Annotated in this window: 20 protein-coding genes; 8 read left to right on the top strand and 12 right to left on the bottom strand. The window is 68.2% G+C overall.

Going from position 1 to position 17,413, the window contains the following annotated elements:
• Window positions 1-26: 26 nt before the first annotated feature.
• From AB4Y80_RS02730 to AB4Y80_RS02720, 3 genes are read left to right on the top strand one after another with little or no spacing between them, the layout of a single operon-like run.
• Window positions 27-980 carry a 1,4-dihydroxy-2-naphthoyl-CoA synthase gene (locus AB4Y80_RS02730; protein ID WP_442211780.1) on the top strand — a complete coding sequence of 318 codons (954 nt, stop codon included), beginning with the start codon at window positions 27-29 and terminating at the stop codon, window positions 978-980.
• Between the two features lie 7 nt (window positions 981-987).
• Window positions 988-2,181, top strand: a complete 1,194-nt coding sequence (locus tag AB4Y80_RS02725) for an AMP-binding protein (RefSeq protein WP_442211779.1) — start codon at window positions 988-990, stop codon at window positions 2,179-2,181.
• A 10-nt stretch (window positions 2,182-2,191) separates the two neighbouring features.
• Window positions 2,192-3,070, top strand: a complete 879-nt coding sequence (locus AB4Y80_RS02720; RefSeq protein WP_442211778.1) for a 1,4-dihydroxy-2-naphthoate polyprenyltransferase — start codon at window positions 2,192-2,194, stop codon at window positions 3,068-3,070.
• Between the two features lie 29 nt (window positions 3,071-3,099).
• Here AB4Y80_RS02720 and AB4Y80_RS02715 read toward each other — a convergent pair whose 3' ends face one another.
• The gene (locus AB4Y80_RS02715) at window positions 3,100-3,429 is read right to left on the bottom strand and encodes a DUF4229 domain-containing protein (protein WP_442211777.1); all 330 of its coding nucleotides are present in this window, start codon (window positions 3,427-3,429) and stop codon (window positions 3,100-3,102) included.
• A gap of 72 nt (window positions 3,430-3,501) precedes the next feature.
• On the opposite strand from AB4Y80_RS02715, the gene AB4Y80_RS02710 reads away from it, so the two are divergent.
• Window positions 3,502-3,918: a PLD nuclease N-terminal domain-containing protein gene (locus AB4Y80_RS02710; protein ID WP_442211776.1), complete on the top strand. Its 417-nt coding sequence runs from the start codon at window positions 3,502-3,504 to the stop codon at window positions 3,916-3,918.
• Window positions 3,919-4,104: 186 nt separating this feature from the next.
• Window positions 4,105-5,103 (top strand): DUF559 domain-containing protein, encoded by a 999-nt coding sequence (locus AB4Y80_RS02705; protein ID WP_442211775.1) that lies wholly within the window; start codon window positions 4,105-4,107, stop codon window positions 5,101-5,103.
• A 72-nt stretch (window positions 5,104-5,175) separates the two neighbouring features.
• On the opposite strand, the gene ccsB is transcribed toward AB4Y80_RS02705, so the two are convergent.
• The 5 genes from ccsB to AB4Y80_RS02680 form a co-directional block, all read right to left on the bottom strand.
• Window positions 5,176-6,270, bottom strand: a complete 1,095-nt coding sequence (gene ccsB, locus AB4Y80_RS02700) for a c-type cytochrome biogenesis protein CcsB (protein ID WP_442211774.1) — start codon at window positions 6,268-6,270, stop codon at window positions 5,176-5,178.
• The gene (resB, locus tag AB4Y80_RS02695) at window positions 6,270-7,988 is read right to left on the bottom strand and encodes a cytochrome c biogenesis protein ResB (protein WP_442211773.1); all 1,719 of its coding nucleotides are present in this window, start codon (window positions 7,986-7,988) and stop codon (window positions 6,270-6,272) included. Before resB ends, ccsB begins: the two co-directional genes overlap by 1 nt.
• Complete coding sequence (locus AB4Y80_RS02690; RefSeq protein WP_442211868.1) at window positions 7,988-8,704, bottom strand: cytochrome c biogenesis CcdA family protein; 717 nt, start codon at window positions 8,702-8,704, stop codon at window positions 7,988-7,990. Before AB4Y80_RS02690 ends, resB begins: the two co-directional genes overlap by 1 nt.
• 47 nt (window positions 8,705-8,751) lie before the next feature.
• Window positions 8,752-9,339 (bottom strand): TlpA family protein disulfide reductase, encoded by a 588-nt coding sequence (locus tag AB4Y80_RS02685; RefSeq protein ID WP_442211772.1) that lies wholly within the window; start codon window positions 9,337-9,339, stop codon window positions 8,752-8,754.
• A 116-nt stretch (window positions 9,340-9,455) separates the two neighbouring features.
• On the bottom strand, window positions 9,456-10,118 hold the full coding sequence (locus tag AB4Y80_RS02680) for a histidine phosphatase family protein (protein WP_442211771.1): 663 nt from the start codon (window positions 10,116-10,118) through the stop codon (window positions 9,456-9,458).
• Between the two features lie 197 nt (window positions 10,119-10,315).
• On the opposite strand from AB4Y80_RS02680, the gene AB4Y80_RS02675 reads away from it, so the two are divergent.
• A complete protein-coding gene (locus tag AB4Y80_RS02675) occupies window positions 10,316-10,873 on the top strand; it encodes a YceI family protein (RefSeq protein ID WP_442211770.1) in 558 nt (185 codons plus the stop codon).
• A gap of 205 nt (window positions 10,874-11,078) precedes the next feature.
• Window positions 11,079-11,816, top strand: coding sequence for a hypothetical protein (locus AB4Y80_RS02670; RefSeq protein WP_442211769.1), 738 nt, complete (start codon window positions 11,079-11,081; stop codon window positions 11,814-11,816).
• Between the two features lie 29 nt (window positions 11,817-11,845).
• Here the strand turns inward: AB4Y80_RS02670 and AB4Y80_RS02665 are convergent, their stop codons facing one another.
• Together AB4Y80_RS02665 and AB4Y80_RS02660 are read right to left on the bottom strand one after the other, a co-directional pair.
• The gene (locus AB4Y80_RS02665) at window positions 11,846-12,547 is read right to left on the bottom strand and encodes a redox-sensing transcriptional repressor Rex (protein WP_442211768.1); all 702 of its coding nucleotides are present in this window, start codon (window positions 12,545-12,547) and stop codon (window positions 11,846-11,848) included.
• Window positions 12,548-12,680: 133 nt separating this feature from the next.
• Window positions 12,681-12,962 (bottom strand): glutaredoxin family protein, encoded by a 282-nt coding sequence (locus tag AB4Y80_RS02660; protein WP_442211767.1) that lies wholly within the window; start codon window positions 12,960-12,962, stop codon window positions 12,681-12,683.
• Window positions 12,963-13,072: 110 nt separating this feature from the next.
• Here AB4Y80_RS02660 and AB4Y80_RS02655 point away from each other — a divergent pair, with 110 nt between their 5' ends.
• Window positions 13,073-13,885, top strand: a complete 813-nt coding sequence (locus AB4Y80_RS02655; protein ID WP_442211765.1) for an HAD family hydrolase — start codon at window positions 13,073-13,075, stop codon at window positions 13,883-13,885.
• Between the two features lie 62 nt (window positions 13,886-13,947).
• Here the strand turns inward: AB4Y80_RS02655 and AB4Y80_RS02650 are convergent, their stop codons facing one another.
• The 4 genes from AB4Y80_RS02650 to AB4Y80_RS02635 all read right to left on the bottom strand — a co-directional run bounded on the left by AB4Y80_RS02650 (window position 13,948) and on the right by AB4Y80_RS02635 (window position 17,308).
• Window positions 13,948-14,046: a 30S ribosomal protein bS22 gene (locus tag AB4Y80_RS02650; RefSeq protein ID WP_003792170.1), complete on the bottom strand. Its 99-nt coding sequence runs from the start codon at window positions 14,044-14,046 to the stop codon at window positions 13,948-13,950.
• A 112-nt stretch (window positions 14,047-14,158) separates the two neighbouring features.
• A complete protein-coding gene (locus AB4Y80_RS02645) occupies window positions 14,159-14,395 on the bottom strand; it encodes a helix-turn-helix domain-containing protein (RefSeq protein WP_442211867.1) in 237 nt (78 codons plus the stop codon).
• Window positions 14,396-14,611: 216 nt separating this feature from the next.
• Entirely contained in the window at window positions 14,612-15,733 is a 1,122-nt protein-coding gene (locus AB4Y80_RS02640) for a 3-deoxy-7-phosphoheptulonate synthase (RefSeq protein ID WP_442211764.1), read from the bottom strand.
• Between the two features lie 315 nt (window positions 15,734-16,048).
• Window positions 16,049-17,308: an NAD(P)/FAD-dependent oxidoreductase gene (locus AB4Y80_RS02635; RefSeq protein WP_442211763.1), complete on the bottom strand. Its 1,260-nt coding sequence runs from the start codon at window positions 17,306-17,308 to the stop codon at window positions 16,049-16,051.
• Between the last annotated feature and the right edge of the window lie 105 nt (window positions 17,309-17,413).

The raw sequence follows: 17,413 nt of genomic DNA, 5'->3' as shown, positions 1-17,413 counted from the left end.
CCGCCCCGCCAGCTAAGATCGTGAGGGTGAGCGCAGAGAATCTCCCCGAGCAGGTATCCGACATTTTCGACCCCACCCGCTGGCGCGTGGTGGAGGGCTTCGACTTCACCGACATGACCTACCACCGCCAGGTGGAACGGGCCGACGACGGGACGATCGTCCGCGACCTGCCCACCGTGCGCATCGCCTTCAACCGCCCGGACGTCCGCAACGCGTTCCGCCCGGGCACCGTCGACGAGCTGTACCGGGCCATGGACCATGCCCGCATGACTCCGGACGTGGCCACCGTGCTGCTCACCGGCAACGGCCCCTCCCCCAAGGACGGCGGGCACAGTTTTTGCTCCGGCGGCGACCAGCGCATCCGCGGCCGCGACGGCTACAGATACGCCAACGGGGACACGCAGGAAACCATCGACCCCGCCCGCGCGGGCCGCCTCCACATCCTGGAGGTCCAGCGGCTCATGCGCACCATGCCCAAGGTGGTCATCGCGGTGGTCAACGGCTGGGCGGCCGGCGGCGGGCACTCCCTGCACGTGGTCGCCGACCTCTCCATCGCCTCCCGCCAGCATGGGAAGTTCAAGCAGACCGACGCCACGGTGGGTTCCTTCGACGCCGGTTACGGCTCCGCGCTGCTGGCCCGCCAGATCGGGCAAAAGGCGGCCCGTGAAATCTTCTTTCTGGCCCGTGAATATTCCGCCGAGGACATGGTCCGCCGGGGCGCCGTCAACGAGGCCGTCGACCACGAACGCCTCGAGGAGGTGGCCCTCGAGTACGCGGCGGACATCGCCCGCCAGTCCCCCCAGGCCATCCGCATGCTCAAGTTCGCGTTCAACCTGGCCGACGACGGGCTGGCCGGCCAGCAGGTCTTTGCCGGGGAGGCCACCCGCCTGGCGTACATGACCGACGAGGCCGTGGAGGGCAAGGAGGCCTTCCTGGAAAAGCGCGACCCCGACTGGTCCAGCTTCCCGTACTACTTCTAAGGCGCCCATGACCATCGAACCCCTCCTGAAGGCCCTCGCCGCGGCCCTGGCCGGCGAGGGCCCGGCCGTCCAGATCATGGCCGGGCCCGCCGGCGCGGCCGAGTTCAAACTCATCCCGGACGCCGAGCTGGGACTGCCGGCCGGGCACGCAGCCGACATCGCCGCCGTCGTGCTGACCTCCGGCAGCACCGGCCAACCGAAGCGCACCCTGCTGAGCGTGGATGCGCTGGCGGCGTCCTCGATGGGCACGGCCATTGCGCTCGGCGCGGAGGGCCAGTGGCTGCTCGCGCTGCCCGCGCACTATGTGGCCGGGCTGCAGGTTCTGGTGCGCAGCCTGTTCGCCGGAACGCGCCCGTGGGTCATGGACTTGCGCGGCGGCTTCACCGCGGAGGCGTTCACGGCGTCCGCCGGCGAGCTCACCGACACGGTCCGCTACACCTCCCTGGTCCCCACCCAGCTCACCCGCCTGCTCACCGATCCGAGCGCCGCGACCCTGACCGCGCTGCGCCGCTTCAACGCCATCCTGCTCGGCGGCGCGCCGGCCAGCCCGGTGCTCCTGGAGGCCGCGCGCGGGGCCGGCATCAACGTCGTCACCACCTACGGCATGAGTGAGACCTGCGGGGGCTGCGTGTACGACGGCGTCCCCCTGGACGGCGTGCACGTGGCCCTCCGCGACGGGCGGATCCGGCTGGGCGGGGACGTCGTGGCCGCCGGGTACCTGGGCGATCCGGCCCTGACGTCCGCCGCGTTCTTTGACGAGGAGCTCGACGGCGGGCCCGTCCGCTGGTACCAGACCGGGGACCTGGGTGAATGGGACGGCGAGGGGCGCCTGCGCGTGCTCGGCCGCGTCGATGACGTCATCATCAGCGGCGGGCTAAAGATTTCCGCCGCCGCCGTTGAGCGCGGGCTGCAGCGGGTCCGCGGCGTCCGCGAAGTGTTTGTGGGCGGCGTGGACGACGCCGAATGGGGGCAGCGGGTCGCCGCCATGGTTGTCGCCTCCTGCACCCCGGAGGAAGTGCGTGCCGGGGCGGCCGCCGTCCTTGAGCCGCACCTGGTGCCCAAGACCGTGGTGCTTGTGCCCGAGCTGCCCGTGCTCTCGACCGGGAAGCCGGACCGGGCGGCGATCCTGGCCCGCCTGGCCGACGCCGCCGCGGAGGCAGCACCAACGCAAACCCGCGCACGACCGCGCACAACAAGCTAGGAGCACACCTGTGGCCACAGCTGGTCAGTGGATTGAGGGGGCCCGGCTGCGGACCCTGCCGATGGCGGTTGCCCCGGTGATCATTGGAACCGCCGCGGCCTTCGATCTGGGCGCCCTCCATTGGGGCCGAGCCGTCCTGGCCGCGCTGGTGGCCCTGCTGTTGCAGATCGGCGTGAACTACGCCAACGACTACTCCGACGGCATCCGCGGCACGGACGAGGTCCGGGTGGGTCCGCTGCGCCTGGTGGGCTCCGGCGCCGCCGCGCCGCAGCACGTGAAAATGGCGGCCCTCGGCGCGCTGGGCCTGGCCATGCTGGCGGGGCTGGCGCTGGTGATCCTCTCCCAGGCCTGGTGGCTGCTGCTGGTGGGCGCCGGCGCCGTCCTGGCCGCATGGGGCTACACGGGCGGGAAGAACCCGTACGGGTACATGGGCCTCGGCGACGTTTTCGTGTTCATCTTTTTCGGCCCGGTGGCCACGCTGGGCACCACGTTCACCCAGGCCGGGGCGGTGAGTGCGGCGGCGGTCCTGGGCTCCGTCGCCACGGGGCTGATCGCCGTCGCACTGTTGATGGCCAACAACGTCCGGGACATTCCCACGGACCGCGACGTGGGCAAGCGCACCCTCGCCGTGCGGCTGGGGGACGCGAATGCGCGGCGCAGCTATGTGGTGATGCTGGCGCTGGCGGTGGCCGCCATGTTGGTCCTGGTGCCGGCGAAGCCGTGGCTGCTGCTGGTGCTGGTGCTGGTCCCGTTCATGGTCCGGCCCAGCTGGCTGATGCTCACGGGCAGGAAGCGCAAGAGTTTGATTCCGGTGCTCAAGCAAACCGGGCTGATCAACCTCGGCTTCAGTGTCCTGTTTGCCGCGGCCATGGTGTTGACCGGGCGGTAGGGCGTCGGCAGCCCCGGGGGTTCGCGCCGCTAGCCTTCCCGCGTGACGGGCGGGCGGTGCGCCGGACGGTCCGCGTCCACCCAGACATCGGGGTTGCCGTCCACCAGCGTGTCTTCGGCGTTGGCGTCGGCAATGGCACCCGTGGACTGGGTGGTGTCCGCGTTGGGGGCGAAGCGGTCGGCAATGATGGCCGTGGCGCCGTCGCGCTGCCTGCGCAGGAAGATGAAGCTGACCACGAAAGCACACAAGGCGGCGATCAGGGCCGCGGTGAGCGGAGTGAAGTTCAGCGCCATCTTGGCAACGAGGAAGAACGCCAGGAACAGCACGCCGCGGATCAGGGAGTATTTGAAGAAAGCCACGCATCCAGTTTAGAGGGTCAAGCTGAATGCCGCCCGATCGTGCCGATTAGGTGGAAAACGTTAGAATGGAGCATGCGTTATATCCCAGTGATCTTCGTTGTGGTTCTCTTCATCTACGGACTGATTGATTGCCTCCGCAGCGCGCCCGCGGATGTGCGAAGCATCCCCAAACCCGCTTGGATACTGGTCATTATCCTGCTCCCCTTCATCGGCGTGCTCCTCTGGTTCTTCCTGGGCCGGCCGCAATATGCCGCCATGGCGGGCTCCGGCACCTCAGTGCGCGTCGGCGGATCGGCCCCCGGGCCCTCGTATTCCCCACGCCCCAGCCGCTCCACCGCCCCCGACGACGACCCCGCCTTCCTGCGCAATCTCGAGGTCACCCGGGCGCAGAAGGCCGAGGCCGAGCGCCTGCGCAAGCTCAAGGAGGAACTCGACGCCCGCGAGGCCAGGCTGCGCGACCAACACCCGAACGACGAGACCAAGCACTAGCCCGCACGCGTCGAGTGCGTAGATAAGGCGGTTCCCACCGATGGGAACCGCCTTATCTACGCACTCGGGGCACGGGGCCCGATTTTTCCGCGGCGTTCAGGGCTAATCGGGCGCGGTTATCCACAAAATGGCCGCTTCCTGGCACAAGGCCACCCGCCGCGTGCGCCACTGGGCGCTAATGGACTCATGAGAGAGCCCGCACCCCTGCCCCTGCACCTGCACCTGGCCCAGCGGCCGTTCACCCTGGAGCAGGCCCGGGCGGCGAAGGTGTCCAGGGGGCGTACGCGCTCCCCCGACCTGTGGACGCCCAGCCGCGGGATCCGGGTACCCCGGGACGCCGTGTTTAGCCTGCTGGACCGGTGCCGTCCCCACACGGCCGTGACGGATTCCGGTGTCATCAGCCACCTCACGGCGGCGAGAATCCATGGCCTGTACCTGCCGTCGTGGTGTGAAGGGGAACGGCCGATTGACCTGTCCCGTCCCAAGGGAGCCAGCGCACCCCTCCGGAAGCATGTTGTGGGACACCGGCTGGATCTGGGGCCCTCGGATGTGGTCGTGATGGGCGGGGTGCCCGTGACGTCCCTGCCGCGCACCTTCTTGGACCTGGCCCCGCTGCTGGGCCTGGATGCGTTGGTGGCAATCGGAGACCAGATCGTGTGCGAACACGACCGGCATTTTGGCCAACGGAAGCTCGCCAGGGTGCCACTGGAGGCCCTGAACACGTACATCGCGGCGCATCGGGGCGGCCGCGGGCTGAAGAAGTTGCGCCAGGCCATGGATTTGGTCCGCGTGGGCGTGGACTCCCCCCGGGAGACGCGGCTGCGCCTGATCATCGTCCGCTCCGGCCTGCCCGACTTCGAACCGAATCTCACGCTGCTGGATGCGGCCGGGTGCCCCGTCGTTTGCCCCGACCTGGTCTGCAAGGAGTACAAGACGTGCGCGGAATACGACGGCGACCACCATTTCAGCGCCGAACAGCAGGCCAAGGACCACGACCGGGACTTCATCACCGAATCGTTGGGGTGGCACCAGGTGAAGATCAACAAGGAAGACCTGCGGATGGGCGAGGCTGTGGTTGTCACCAAGATCGCCCGCATGCTGGTCAGGGGCGGCTGGGCGGATCCGCAAAACCTGGCCGGCCGGTCGCTCCGCGGGGTTCTGGGCGTGCGAAAGGACTTCCACTGAGCCCAGTGCGTAGATAAGGCGGTTCCCGTCCCCGGGAACCGCCTTATCTACGCACTCGAGGGGCCGTGACCCCTAGCCGCCCACGCCTGCGTAGGAGTGCAGGCCGGAGAAGTAGATGTTCACGATTGTGAAGTTGAAGACCACGCACAAGTAGCCGACGATCGACAGCCAGGCCGCGCGGGTTCCGGTCCAACCGCGGGTGGCGCGGGCGTGCAGGTAGCCGGCGTAGACCACCCAGATTACAAACGTCCACACTTCCTTGGTATCCCAGCCCCAGAACCGTCCCCACGCCTTTTCGGCCCAGATGGCGCCGAACATGAGGGTCAGCGTCCAGCCCACAAAGGCGATGCCGTTGATCCGGTAGGACAGGTTTTCCAGGCTCAGGGCGTTCGGGACCATCCGCATGAACGGCAGCCGGTCCGCCCTGCCGCCGCCGATGGCAGCCTCCCGCCGCGACTGCAGCAGCTGCAGCACGGACATGGCAAACGTGAGCGTGAACAGGGCCGAGGACAGCACGGCGATGGAGACGTGGATGACCAGCCAGTAGCTTTGCAGGGCCGGCACCAGGTGGCCCACGGGGGTCCAGAAGGACACGGACGCGGCGGTGAGCATGACCAGCACCAGGCCGATGACAAATGTGCCCAGGAAGCGCAGGTCGCGGCGGGTGAGCACAATCAGGAACACGACGGCCACGGCCAGCCCGCCGGTGGTGCAGAATTCGTACATGTTGCCCCACGGCACGCGCCCGGCGGCCAGACCGCGGAAGAGCACGGCCAGGGCGTGGACGACGGCGGCCACCACCGTCAGTGCGACCGCCACCCTCGCCACGACCCGCCTTTGGCGCCCGTAACGCATGGTGTCGCCGGCGGTGATGCCGTCCGAGCCGGAGTGGGTCTTGCTGCTGGGGCGCTCGCCGCGGCCCTCGGGACCGGCGCCGAGGCCCAGGCCCGAGCCCGCCTCCAGGCCGGCGGCCTGCGCCCCGGCGCCCACCAGCTGGTGCGCCCCGGCCCCCTGCTGCGATGCGCCGGCGGCCAGGCCCTGCCGGATGGCCTTGTTGTAGGTCACCAGGTCCCACGTGTAGGCGCAGAACGCGACGACGTAGGCCAGTGCGGCCATCAGCATGAATTGCTCGCTGAGCACGCCAAGGCCTTCATTAATCTGTGGCATTACTGGTCCTTACTTGCCATGGTGGCGCCGGAGCCGGCGTCGGAGTTGGGAGCGTCTAGGTCATTGGAGGCGGCCCGGTTACCATCATGCACCGTCGGCTCGGTGGGCACCACCCATTTGGCGTGCAGGGCCTTGTCGATGGCGGCGGATTCGCCGGCCAGCCGATGGTCCTCTCCGCGGGCCAGCAGGCCGTATTCGACCATGGTGCGCCCGTCCGGGTGGTTGCCGGTGCGGATCCACACGCGGCGCCGGTTCAGGAACAGCGAGCCGATCAACCCGGCCAGGGCCAGCACGGAGAAGATGAGCACATACACCTGGCCGGGGTCGTGGCGGACGTCCAGGGCGGCAAAGCGCTTGATCCCGTCAAAGCTGATGGAGCCGTTGCCGTCGGGGAGTTGGTACGTGTTCCCGGGCGCCAGCACGATGCCGCCGGCCTTGAGGTCGCGGCCGTTGATTTGCTTGAGCTTGGAGGTGTCCAGCGTGTAGACGTTGCGCGGGATGCCGTTGTCCAGGCCGAGGTCGCCGGTAAACGCGTTCAGGTTCAGCTGCGGGTTGAACGGGTCCGGGTCGGAGCCGTACGCCACGCCCTTCTCATCCACGAGGGCCGTGGGCAGGAAGAATCCGACAAATCCCAGCTGCCGGGGCCTGGCGTCGGGAACCTTCAGGACCATCAGGGAGGTGTAGGCCCCGTCGGTGGGCACGGCGATGACGGGCCCCTGGAAGGCCACCTTGCCCTGCCCGTCCTTGACGGTGATGACCGGCGCGTAGCCGTTGCCCACCAGGTACAGGTTGGTTCCGCCCAGGGCGACGGGGTCGTTGACCTTCAGGATTTGCTTCCTGGCGTCCGCCCCGGGCCCGTCCTTGGTGGTCAGGGTGGCGGTGAAGTCCAGGGGCTGGCCGTAGTGGGCCTTGGACTCGCGGTCGTACTTGACCTCCAGCTTGTCCAGCTGCACCGAGTACGGCGCCAGCCGCCCATCCTTGAAATATGCGCCGGGCTTGAACGTGTCATACCCGACCAGCGTGTTGACGAAGGTGTCGCCCTCCACCAGCACGCGCTGGCCGCTGTAGCCGAAAAGTCCGCTGAAGGCGATGGCCGCCAGCACACCGATCATGGCGGTGTGGAAGAGCAGATTTCCCACTTCCTTCAGGAAGCCGATTTCCGCGCCAACGGAGGGGCGGTCCGTGTCCAGGTCCCGCACGTCCACCCGGTAGCCGCGCGATTTCAGCACGGCCGCGGCATCCTGGACGGCGGTTGCGGCGTCGACGCCGCGGCCCGCCGGGATCTGCACGGTGCCGTACTCGGCCAGCCGGGACAGGCGCCGCGGGGTCCGCGGCGGGGCCGAGCGGATGGCCTTGTAGTGGATCTTGGCGCGCGGGATCACGCAGCCGATCAGGGAGGCGAACAGCAGCAGGTAGATGGCGGCAAACCACGGCGAGGAGTAGACGTCGAAAAGCTTGAACCAGTCCAGGATGGGTCCGGACACCGGATTGTCCGCCAGGTACTTGGTGACCTCGGCCGGCTTGGAGGCCCGTTGCGGGAACAGCGACCCCGGGACCGCGCCGACGGCCAGCAGCAGCAGCAGGAACAATGCCGTGCGCATGCTGGTCAGCTGCCGCCACGACCACCGGAGCATGCCGACAAATCCCAGCCGGGGCACCTCGACGTCCTCCGCGGACGGCTTCTTGCTTTGCGCTTCTTGCACCGAGTCTTCCCTCATCAGATTGGCAGTCTCACTTCACCGGCAAACCAGAATTGCAGCTGGTTGATCCAGGCGCCCCACTGCCCGGTGACCATCAACAACCCCAACACAATCAACATGCCCCCGCCGAACCATTGCAGCCCGCGGCGGTGCCGGCGGAAGAACGCCAGCGCGCCCAGGCCGCGGCGCACGCCCAGGGCGATCAGCAGGAACGGGACGCCCAGCCCCAGGCAGTAGACAAAGGTCAGGAACGCGCCCTTGGCGGCGGAGGCGCCGTCGGAAAGCACCAGGGTCTGCACGGCGCTGAAAGTGGGTCCGATGCACGGCGCCCACCCCAGTCCGAACGTGATGCCCAGCACCGGGGCGCCCCACAGCCCGGCCGGCGGTTTCGCATGCACCTTGGCCTCATTTTGGAACCAGCCCATGCCGCCCAGGAACACGACGCCCATCAAGATCACCACCAGGCCCAGCACCTGCGTCACCCAGGCGGCGTCGGCACCCTTGAGCCAGGCACCGAGTTGGCCAAAGACGGCCCCGATGAGCATGAACACGGCCGAAAACCCCACGACAAACAATCCGATGCCCGCGAACATCCGCCCCCGGCGCTGGTTTTGCAGGTCGGCCCCGGCCAGCCCGCTGACGTAGCCCAGGTATCCCGGGACCAGCGGCAGCACGCAGGGGGAGAGAAACGACACCAACCCGGCCAGCAGGGCGACCGGTATGGCCAGCAGCATGGAGCCGCCGATGATGGTTTCCGCGAATGGGTTGTTGACCAAGGCCGTTACTTCACGGCCAGGGCGGTGGTGATCAGGGCCTTCAGGGTACCCTTGTCCGCGGTGCCCAGGATCCGGGCCGAAACCCGTCCCTGCTTGTCCAATACCAAGGTGGTGGGGACGGCRGCCGGCGGGACAAATTTGGTCAGCGCCAGCAGTACGCCGCCGTCCTTGTCCATCAGGCTGGGATAGCTCAGCTTGAAGGTGCGCTCAAAGGCCTCGGCCGTCGCTTTTTCGTCCCGCACGTTCACGCCGTAGAAGTTCACGCCGTTGGGGGCAAATTCGGTGTGCAGGGCCTGCAGGTCCGGCGCCTCCAGCCGGCACGGGGAGCAGGCGGCGTACCAAAAGTTCAAGATGGTGACCTTGCCGCGCAGCGCCGCCGCATCCACGGTGGTGCCGTCAAAGAGCTTCCCGGAAAATTCCACCGGCTGGGACCTGTCGTGCGCGGCGTATTCGGTCACGGAGCCGTCCCCGGCAATGTAGTTCTTGTTGTCCCCGGCGTTGGCCTGCCGGGCCAGCGGGTCGTTGGCCGTGCAGGCCGCCAGGGCGACCGCCAGCGCGGCACCGGAGGCGGCCAGCAACGATCTACGGCTCATCGAGGAAGTCACAAGGAAAAGTCTTTCATCTAGGGGCGGGGCCAACGGCACCGCAGAATTGCCTATCGGTTTTCTACACTACGTCGAAGAGGGTGGTTTCGACCACCCGGCGCCCTTTATGCCCCCGGCGTGGTCGCCGCGCCGGGCAACAGCACCGCCGCGGGCTCGCGGTAGCTCACGTCCACCACGTCGTCGCCGTCGAACGTGAGGGTGGTCAGCGACGCCAGCGTGCATTCCCGGTTGCGGGGATCGTGCCACAGGCGCTTGCCCTCGGCGCTGCGCCGCGCCGCCCAGATGGGGAGCTGGTGGCTGACCATGACGGCCTGTGCGCCGTCCCCGCCGATTTCCCACGCCCGACGCCGGGCGTCCCGCGCCGCCGCCAGCATGCGTTGCGCCTGGGCCGCGTATGGTTCGCCCCAGGACGGGCGCAGCGGGTTGAGAAAATAGCGCCAGTGCCGGGGTTTGATCAGCTCCGACTTGCGGACCTTCATGCCCTCGAAATGGTTTTCGGCCTCGATGATGCGCGGGTCGGTGACGATCTCCAGGCCGAGCGCGACGGCGGTTGGCTGGGCCGTCTCCTGGGCACGGGTCAGCGGCGAGGCGACCAGGTAGACGGGAGCGCCGGCGTCGTCCGCCGCCGCCGCAAAGTGCTCGGCAACCAGGTCCGCCATGGCGCGGCCGCGCTCGGAGAGGTGGAAGTTGGGCAGCCGGCCGTACAGGACGGCGTCGGGGTTGAATACCTCACCGTGGCGCAGAAGATGAACAGTGACTCGGGGCATGTAGCCAAGTTTCTCAAAGTTACGCGGGAACAGGTTAATCAGGCAATTCCCAGCCTTCTTGGGCAGGCTGTAAAAAAATTGTCAAAGTTTTTTTGGCCCGCCGGGAATATTACATGCAAACGCATGCTTATATCCGGTGAAGGACCGCCGGAAGGTGTCCTGACCCCCGTATCGCACCACCCATGAGGAGAACCGCCATGACCGCAACCGCCATTGAAACCACCGGACTGACCCAGGGCACCTGGACCTTTGACGCCGCACACTCCGAGGTTGGCTTCACCGTCCGCCACGCCGGCATCAGCAAGGTCCGCGGGAAGTTCACGGCGGTTGAAGGCACGCTGACCCTGGGCGAGACCATCGCCGACTCCGCCGTCACCGCCACCGCCCAGGCCGCCAGCTTCAACTCGGGCGACGAAAACCGCGACGGCCACGTCCGCAGCGCCGACTTCCTGGACGTCGAGACCTACCCGACCCTGACCTTCACCTCCACGTCGGTCTCCGGCGACCAGGGCTCCTTTGAGCTGACCGGCGAGCTGACCATCCGCGGCATCGCCAAGACGGTGACGTTCACGGGCGAATTCAACGGCGTTGCCGTTGACCCGTTCGGCGCCACCCGCGCAGGCTTTGAGGCCAAGACCGTCATCAGCCGCAAGGACTTCGGCCTGACCTGGAACGCCGCACTCGAGGCCGGCGGCGTGCTGGTCAGCGACAAGGTCACCATCACCTTGGACATCGCCTTCGTGAAGGCCGCATAAGCACCCTCACGCAGCAGGCACGGTGCCGGTCCGCCACGTGGCGGGCCGGCACCGTGCGTTGAGGCCGGTCTAATGCGGGCGCGTGCCCGCCTCAAAGCGGCGCCGGATTCAGGGAGGTCGCGTAGGGTTGAACTCACACTCTGCGCGGCCTCCTCCGCCGTCCCTGCGCGTACCGGACGGCAATTCCCACTGAAAAGGATTTTCCATGACCACTCCTGACGAACAGCCTCAAGAGCGGCCCACCCCCGGTCCCCGGCCCGGGCACTATGGCGAGATCTCCCCCGGCGTGCCGCGCTACGGCCAGTACGCGCCGCAAGGATGGGCACCGCCGTCCCACGATGCCCAGGCTCCGGGCGCCAAGGGGACCTCCGACGCCGGGACCTCCGACGCCGGGACCTCCTTTGGCCTGCCCCCCGCCGCCGCGTATCCCGGCTTCCAGGGCGGCGCCCGCCCCGGCCCGGTGCCGCCCGGAACGCCCCTGATCGCACCGCGGCAGGTGGTGCGGGCCACCCGGCTCATCGCCCTTGCCGGACTGATCCAGGCCGGTTCCGGACTGTTGCTGCTGGCGGTGTTGTTCCTGCCGGCCGGCCGGAGCATCATGGTCGATGCCATGAAGTCCGCCATGCCCAAGGACCCCGCCTACGATTCGTTGTTTGCCGATCCCGGCCTGGTCACCACGCTGCTGGTGCTGGCCATGCTCGTCAGCCTGGTCGGCGCCGCCGCGTACTTTTGGTTGGCCGCGAAGATCCGCAGGGGCCGCAACTGGGCGCGCACCACGGCCGCGGTGCTGGCCGGGGTTTCCCTGCTGGGCCTGGTGCAGCCCAATTTCCTGGCCATGTTGCAGGTCGGGCTGGGCGTGATCGCCATGATCATCTTGTTCCGGTCCCCGGCGAAGGAATACTTCGCCACGCCACACCCCGGAGGGGGCCCGCGCGGGTACTGAGCCGCGCGCCGGCCCTTAGGCGCCGGCCCTTAGGCGCCGGGGCGGTCCTCGGCAAGGCCCGGAACCTGCAGGCGCTGGGCGTGGTAGGCCAGTATTTGCAATTCGGTGGCCATGTCCACCTTGCGCAGGTTGACGAAGTCGGGCACCTGCAAGGCGACGGGGGCAAAGCTGAGGATGCTGTGGACCCCGGCCTCCACCACGCGGTCGCAGACGTCCTGGGCCGCGCCGGCGGGCAGCGCCAGCACCACCATGTTGGCCCGCGTCTTCTCCAGCACGGCTTCCAGGTCCACGACGTCGGAGACCCGCAGCCAGCCGATCTCGGTGCCCACCAGCATTTGGTCGGCGTCCAGCAATGCCACCACGTCAAAGCCGCGGGATTCAAACCCGGCATACCGGGCCAGGGCCCGCCCCAGGTTGCCGGCACCCACGATGGCCACGCGCCATTCATGCGTCAGGCCCAGCGCCTGGGCGATCTTCCGGCTCAGGTGGGCGACGTCGTACCCCACCCCGCGCGTCCCATAGGAGCCCAGGTAGGACAGATCCTTGCGAACGTTGGCGGAGCCGACGCCCGCCGATTCCGCCAGGGCCTCGGAGGACACCCGTTCGGTTCCCTCGGCGAGCAGCCCGTTGAGGGTGCGCAGGTACAGGGTCAGCCGGGAGACGGTGGCGGGCGGAAGCTGCCGGGGCGCCGCGTCGGGCGCCGGCACGTCCGGGGACTTCGCTGAGGTCACGGTACTGCTCCAAGTTCTGCCAATGACCGCGCGGCGACGGGAATCAAAGTTGCCCCGGTGCGCCGTCGGCCTGATTCAACTCTAGGACCTGCCGGGGCGCCGGCCAAAGCGGTCCACACAGCGGTCGGCGAACTCAGGGCCGCGCGCCCATGGCCCGGACCAGGATGGTCCGCAGCCGGACCGGGTCAATGTGCCAAAAGTCGCGCTGGACGCCGTCCACCAACACCACCGGAATTTCCTCGCCGTACCGGGCTCTCAGGGCCTCGTCGTCGTCAATGGAGAGCTCCCGCCAGGGAAGGCCCAATTCCTCGGCGACCCCGGCCACCACCGCCCGGGCGTCGGCGCACAGATGGCAATCGGATTTCGTGACCAGGTCCAGCCCGGGGAATGCCGGGGCGCTTGCGGCGTTGTCCATGCCCTACAAACTACTGCGCGCGGGAGCCCAGACCCAACTTTGCCCGTTGTTAACCGTCCCGCGATGTGGCGCGGCAGGCAACGATGAGCCGGATTGACTAGACTTGTTTCATGCCCGACGTGACTACCACCAGTGCCGAGGCCGCCTCGGATACTGTCACTCACCGGGGCGAGGCCGCATTCTTCGACGTGGACAACACGCTGATGAAGGGTGCCAGCCTCTTTCACGTGGCCCGGAAGATGTACCAAAAGAAGGCGTTCACCATGGGCGACGCCGCCGGCTTCGCGTGGAAGCAGGCCAAGTTCATTTTCCGCGGCGAGAACCTCAACGACGTCCATTCCGTGCAGGATTCGGCCCAAAAGCTCGCCGCCGGCATCAGCACCGACTTCGTGCGCCAGCTGGGCGAAGAAGTCTATGACGAGATGATCGTCTCCAAGATCTGGCCCGGGACGCGGGCGCTGACGCAGGAACACCTGCGCTCCGGCCGCCAGGTGTGGCTGGTGACGGCGACGCCCGTGGAGGTGGCCAGCGTCATTGCCGATCGCCTGGCGCTGACAGGCGCGTTGGGCACGGTGGCCGAGATCGAGGACGGCCTCTACACCGGCAAGCTGGTGGGCGAGATCCTGCACGGACCGGCCAAGGCCCGCGCCGTCCAGGCCCTAGCCATTGAACAAGGACTGGACCTGGGCCGGTGCTGGGCCTACAGCGACTCCTACAACGACATCCCGCTGCTGACGGCCGTGGGCAACCCGGTGGCCATCAACCCGGACACGCGGCTGCGCGCGCACGCCCGCGATCACAACTGGCCCATCTATGACTTCCGCTCCGGCCGCCGCGCCGCCACCCTGGGACTGCGGGCCGCCACGGGCGTCGGCGTCGTGTACGGGCTGTGGAAGGGCATCGCCATGGTGCGCCGCCGCTAAGGGCGCAAACAACAAGGCACCCGCCACCAATGCGGTGACGAGTGCCTGTCCGGCAAGAAGTCTTACTTCTTGTTGCGGCGCTGGTGGCGAGTCTTGCGAAGCAGCTTGCGATGCTTCTTCTTCGCCATCCGCTTGCGGCGCTTCTTAATAACTGAACCCATGAAAGTCCTCACAAACTACATAGAACGGCCTCGAGTGAGGCCGAAATCGATTAGGTCGACCGATCGCAGGAATCGGTCAAAGCCGAAATGGATCTTTCCTAGGGTACCGCCTCTAACCGGTATGCGCCGAACCGGAGGCGCCCTCGGTGCCCGTGCGATCCACCACTGCCGATTTCAAGAAACCCTCCACGGCGTTTTGCGGCACACGGTAGGACCTGCCAAAGCGCACCGCCGGCAGCTCCCCGGCGTGCACCATCCGGTACACGGTCATTTTCGACACACGCATGAGCTCGGCCACCTCTTGAACCGTCAAGAAGTTCACATTGGAGAAGTTTTGCTCCGGCGCCATGGTTCCAGTACTCATTTCCGTGGTCATGAGCCGGCCCGCGGCCGGCAAATGGGGTGGACAAATCGGCTGCTGGACCCCGCCAACCCATCAACCCTTTAGCGATAACTGTAGGGGCTGATGGGGCCAATGTGAAAGTCCCAGCGGCGAGCAAACTCCAGCCGCCCCGCCGCGGGCTCCCGGCGGGCACGGCAATGCCCGCCGTTTGCCCGACCAAAGTCACCGCGCCGGGGCTTGGCGCGTGCGGCGGGCGCGGGAGCTGCGCGCCAGATTCGCCAACACCTCGGCGGTGACGTTCCACTCCATGCAGGCGTCCGTGACGCTTTGGCCGTACGTCAGCTCCGCGGTGCCCGCCGCGACGGCGTCCACGTCCAGGTTCTGCGCCCCGCCCACCAGGAAGCTTTCGAGCATGACGCCGGCAATGGTGTCCGCGGACGGGGCGTCGGCCTCCAGCTGGGCACCGATTTCCAGGGCAACCTCGGCCTGGCGGTGGTGGCTCTTGCCGGAATTGGCGTGGCTGGCATCGACGATCAGGCGCGGGTTCACCCCGGCCGCGGCCGCGGCGGCAGCGGCGGCGGCCACGTCGACGGCCGCGTAATTGGGCCCCTTGCGCCCGCCGCGCAGGATCATGTGGGTGTCCCGGTTGCCGGCCGTGCTCACCAGGGCGGCCCGGCCGTCGGCGTCGATGCCCAGGAACGACTGGGCGGCCCCGGCGGCGGCGCAGGCGTCCAGCGCCACCTGCAGTCCGCCGTCGGTACCATTCTTGAACCCGACGGGCATGGACAGGCCGGAGGAGAGCTGGCGGTGGATTTGGCTTTCGGTGGTGCGAGCCCCAATGGCACCCCAGGAGATCAGGTCCGCCGTGTATTGCGGGCTGATCGGTTCGAGGAATTCGGTGCCGGCGGGCAGTCCGAGGCGGGCCACCTGGAGCAGGAATTCCCGGGCCAGGCGCAGGCCGGCGCCTATGTCGTGGCTGCCGTCCAGCAGGGGGTCGTTGATCAGGCCCTTCCAGCCCACCGTGGTGCGCGGCTTTTCAAAGTAGGCGCGCATGACGATGAGCAGATCCTCGCTGTGGGCCTGCGCCGCGGCGGCCAGGCGGCGGGCGTAGTCCAGGCCGGCGGCGGGGTCATGGATGGAGCACGGCCCCACGATCACCAGCAGGCGGTCGTCCACCCCGTCCATGACGGCCCGGACCTGGTCCCGGCCGCGTTCGACGACGCTGCGCGCCACCGTGTCCAGCGGCAGATCCGCGGCGATCGTCGATGGCGTCGGCAGGGCGGTGAAGCGGCTGACGCGCAGGTTGGAGGTGGTGGTGGTTTCAGGTGTTGCGGTGGTGGTCACTGGCTGGGTCCTTGGTTCTGAGGCCGGCAGCGAGCCCTTTTCAGAAACCCGCCCGGAAATGGCGAAGGACAGGGGATGATCCCTGTCCTGTTGGCTCTGAAGGTGTGTGGATGCGTGTCAGTTAGACGCGGGCCCCTCCAGAGCCAACGAAAAATACGCATACCAACGGTTTGTCATGCTCACACCCTAACCGGCTTGCGGCGCGGCCACAAATCCGCGTGACCCTCCCCGGTCCGCGCTGTCTTCACCCGCCGACGGCTGGGAGCCGCCCGGCAAGCGAAGAAAGCGCGGACCGGTTGCCGGAGCGCCCGCGGATCAGCGCAGCGGATTGAAGTGGCGCATGACGGCCGGGGTGGTGTCGCCGCTCATCTGGGCCGCGAGCATCTTGCCGGTGAGCGGACCCAGGGCGACGCCCCACATGCCGTGTCCGCCGGCCACGTGGACCCGGGAGGACTTGGTGGCGCCGATCAGCGGGAAGCCGTCCGTGGTGCACGGGCGGGCACCGACCCATTCCTCGGCCCGGTCATCCCAGTCGATGCCGGTGAACATCGGGGCGGCCGCGTCGATGATGGCCTTGATGCGGCGCGGGTCCAAGGGGGCGTCGGCGTCGCGGAACTCCATCATGCCGGCCACGCGCAGGCGGTCGCCCAACGGGGTGCACGCCACGCGCTGTGCCGGGAAGTAGATGGGGTTGCGCGGCAGCACCTCCGGGACCACGGTGAAGCTGTAGCCGCGGCCGGCCTGGACCACGCGGCGCACGCCGAACCGGCGGGCCAGCCGGCCCAGCCAGGCGCCCGTGGCGACGACGACGGCGTCGGCCGCCAGCAGCCGGCCCTCGGAGCCGATGACCTCCACGCCGGCACCGGTGTCGCGGATGTCGACCACATTGAAGGCGCCGACGATCTCCGCGCCCCGGGCCGTGACGGATTCGGCGAGCGAGTCCATGTAGACGGGAGGGTTGAGGAAGCGCTGGTCGCGGATCGCCACCCCGGCCACCACGCCGTCGCCAAGCGTGGGCTCCAGCGTGCGGATCTGCTCACCGCTCATGAGGCTGAAGTCCACCTGGCCGCCCTGCTGGCGGATGACGTCGAATTCCTTCACGAGGGCGTCGCGGTCCTTCAGCGAGGCGAAGCCGGTGAGGAACGGGTCGGCCACCTTGGTGGGCTCGGCCACGGGGTTCAGGCCCTGGGCGATCTCATCGAACGCGTCCAGCCCGGTGCGGCTGATCTCGGCGAAGACTGACATGGCGGCGCGCCACTTGCCGGGGGTGCAGTTGCGGGCAAATCCGGCCAGGAACTTCAGCAGGGTGGGATTGGCCGACAACGGGATGTAGAGCGGCGAGGCCGGGTCCAGCATGGCCTTGAGCCCGTAGGTGAGCACGGACGGCTCACTCAACGGCAACGTCAGTGCCGGGGTCAGCCAGCCGGCATTTCCCCAGGAGGACCCCGAGGCGACCCCGCCGCGGTCCACGACGGTGACCTTGATGCCGCGTTCCTGCAGGTACCAGGCGGTGGACAATCCGATGAATCCGGCGCCAACCACAACCACATGACCAGGCGACTTTGCACCGACCACGATTCACTCTCCTTCGTCATTGGCCGGCTACCTTGTGACCGACGCAACCTTTAGAGTAGCCGCAGTGATGGCCGGCGCCGGAATTCGAGGGGTCCGCGGCCGCCC

The organism is Specibacter sp. RAF43, from assembly GCF_052114065.1.
GTDB lineage: Bacteria > Actinomycetota > Actinomycetes > Actinomycetales > Micrococcaceae > Specibacter.
The sequence above is the reverse complement of the archived record's forward strand: the minus strand, read 5'-3'. Positions and strand labels throughout refer to the sequence as shown.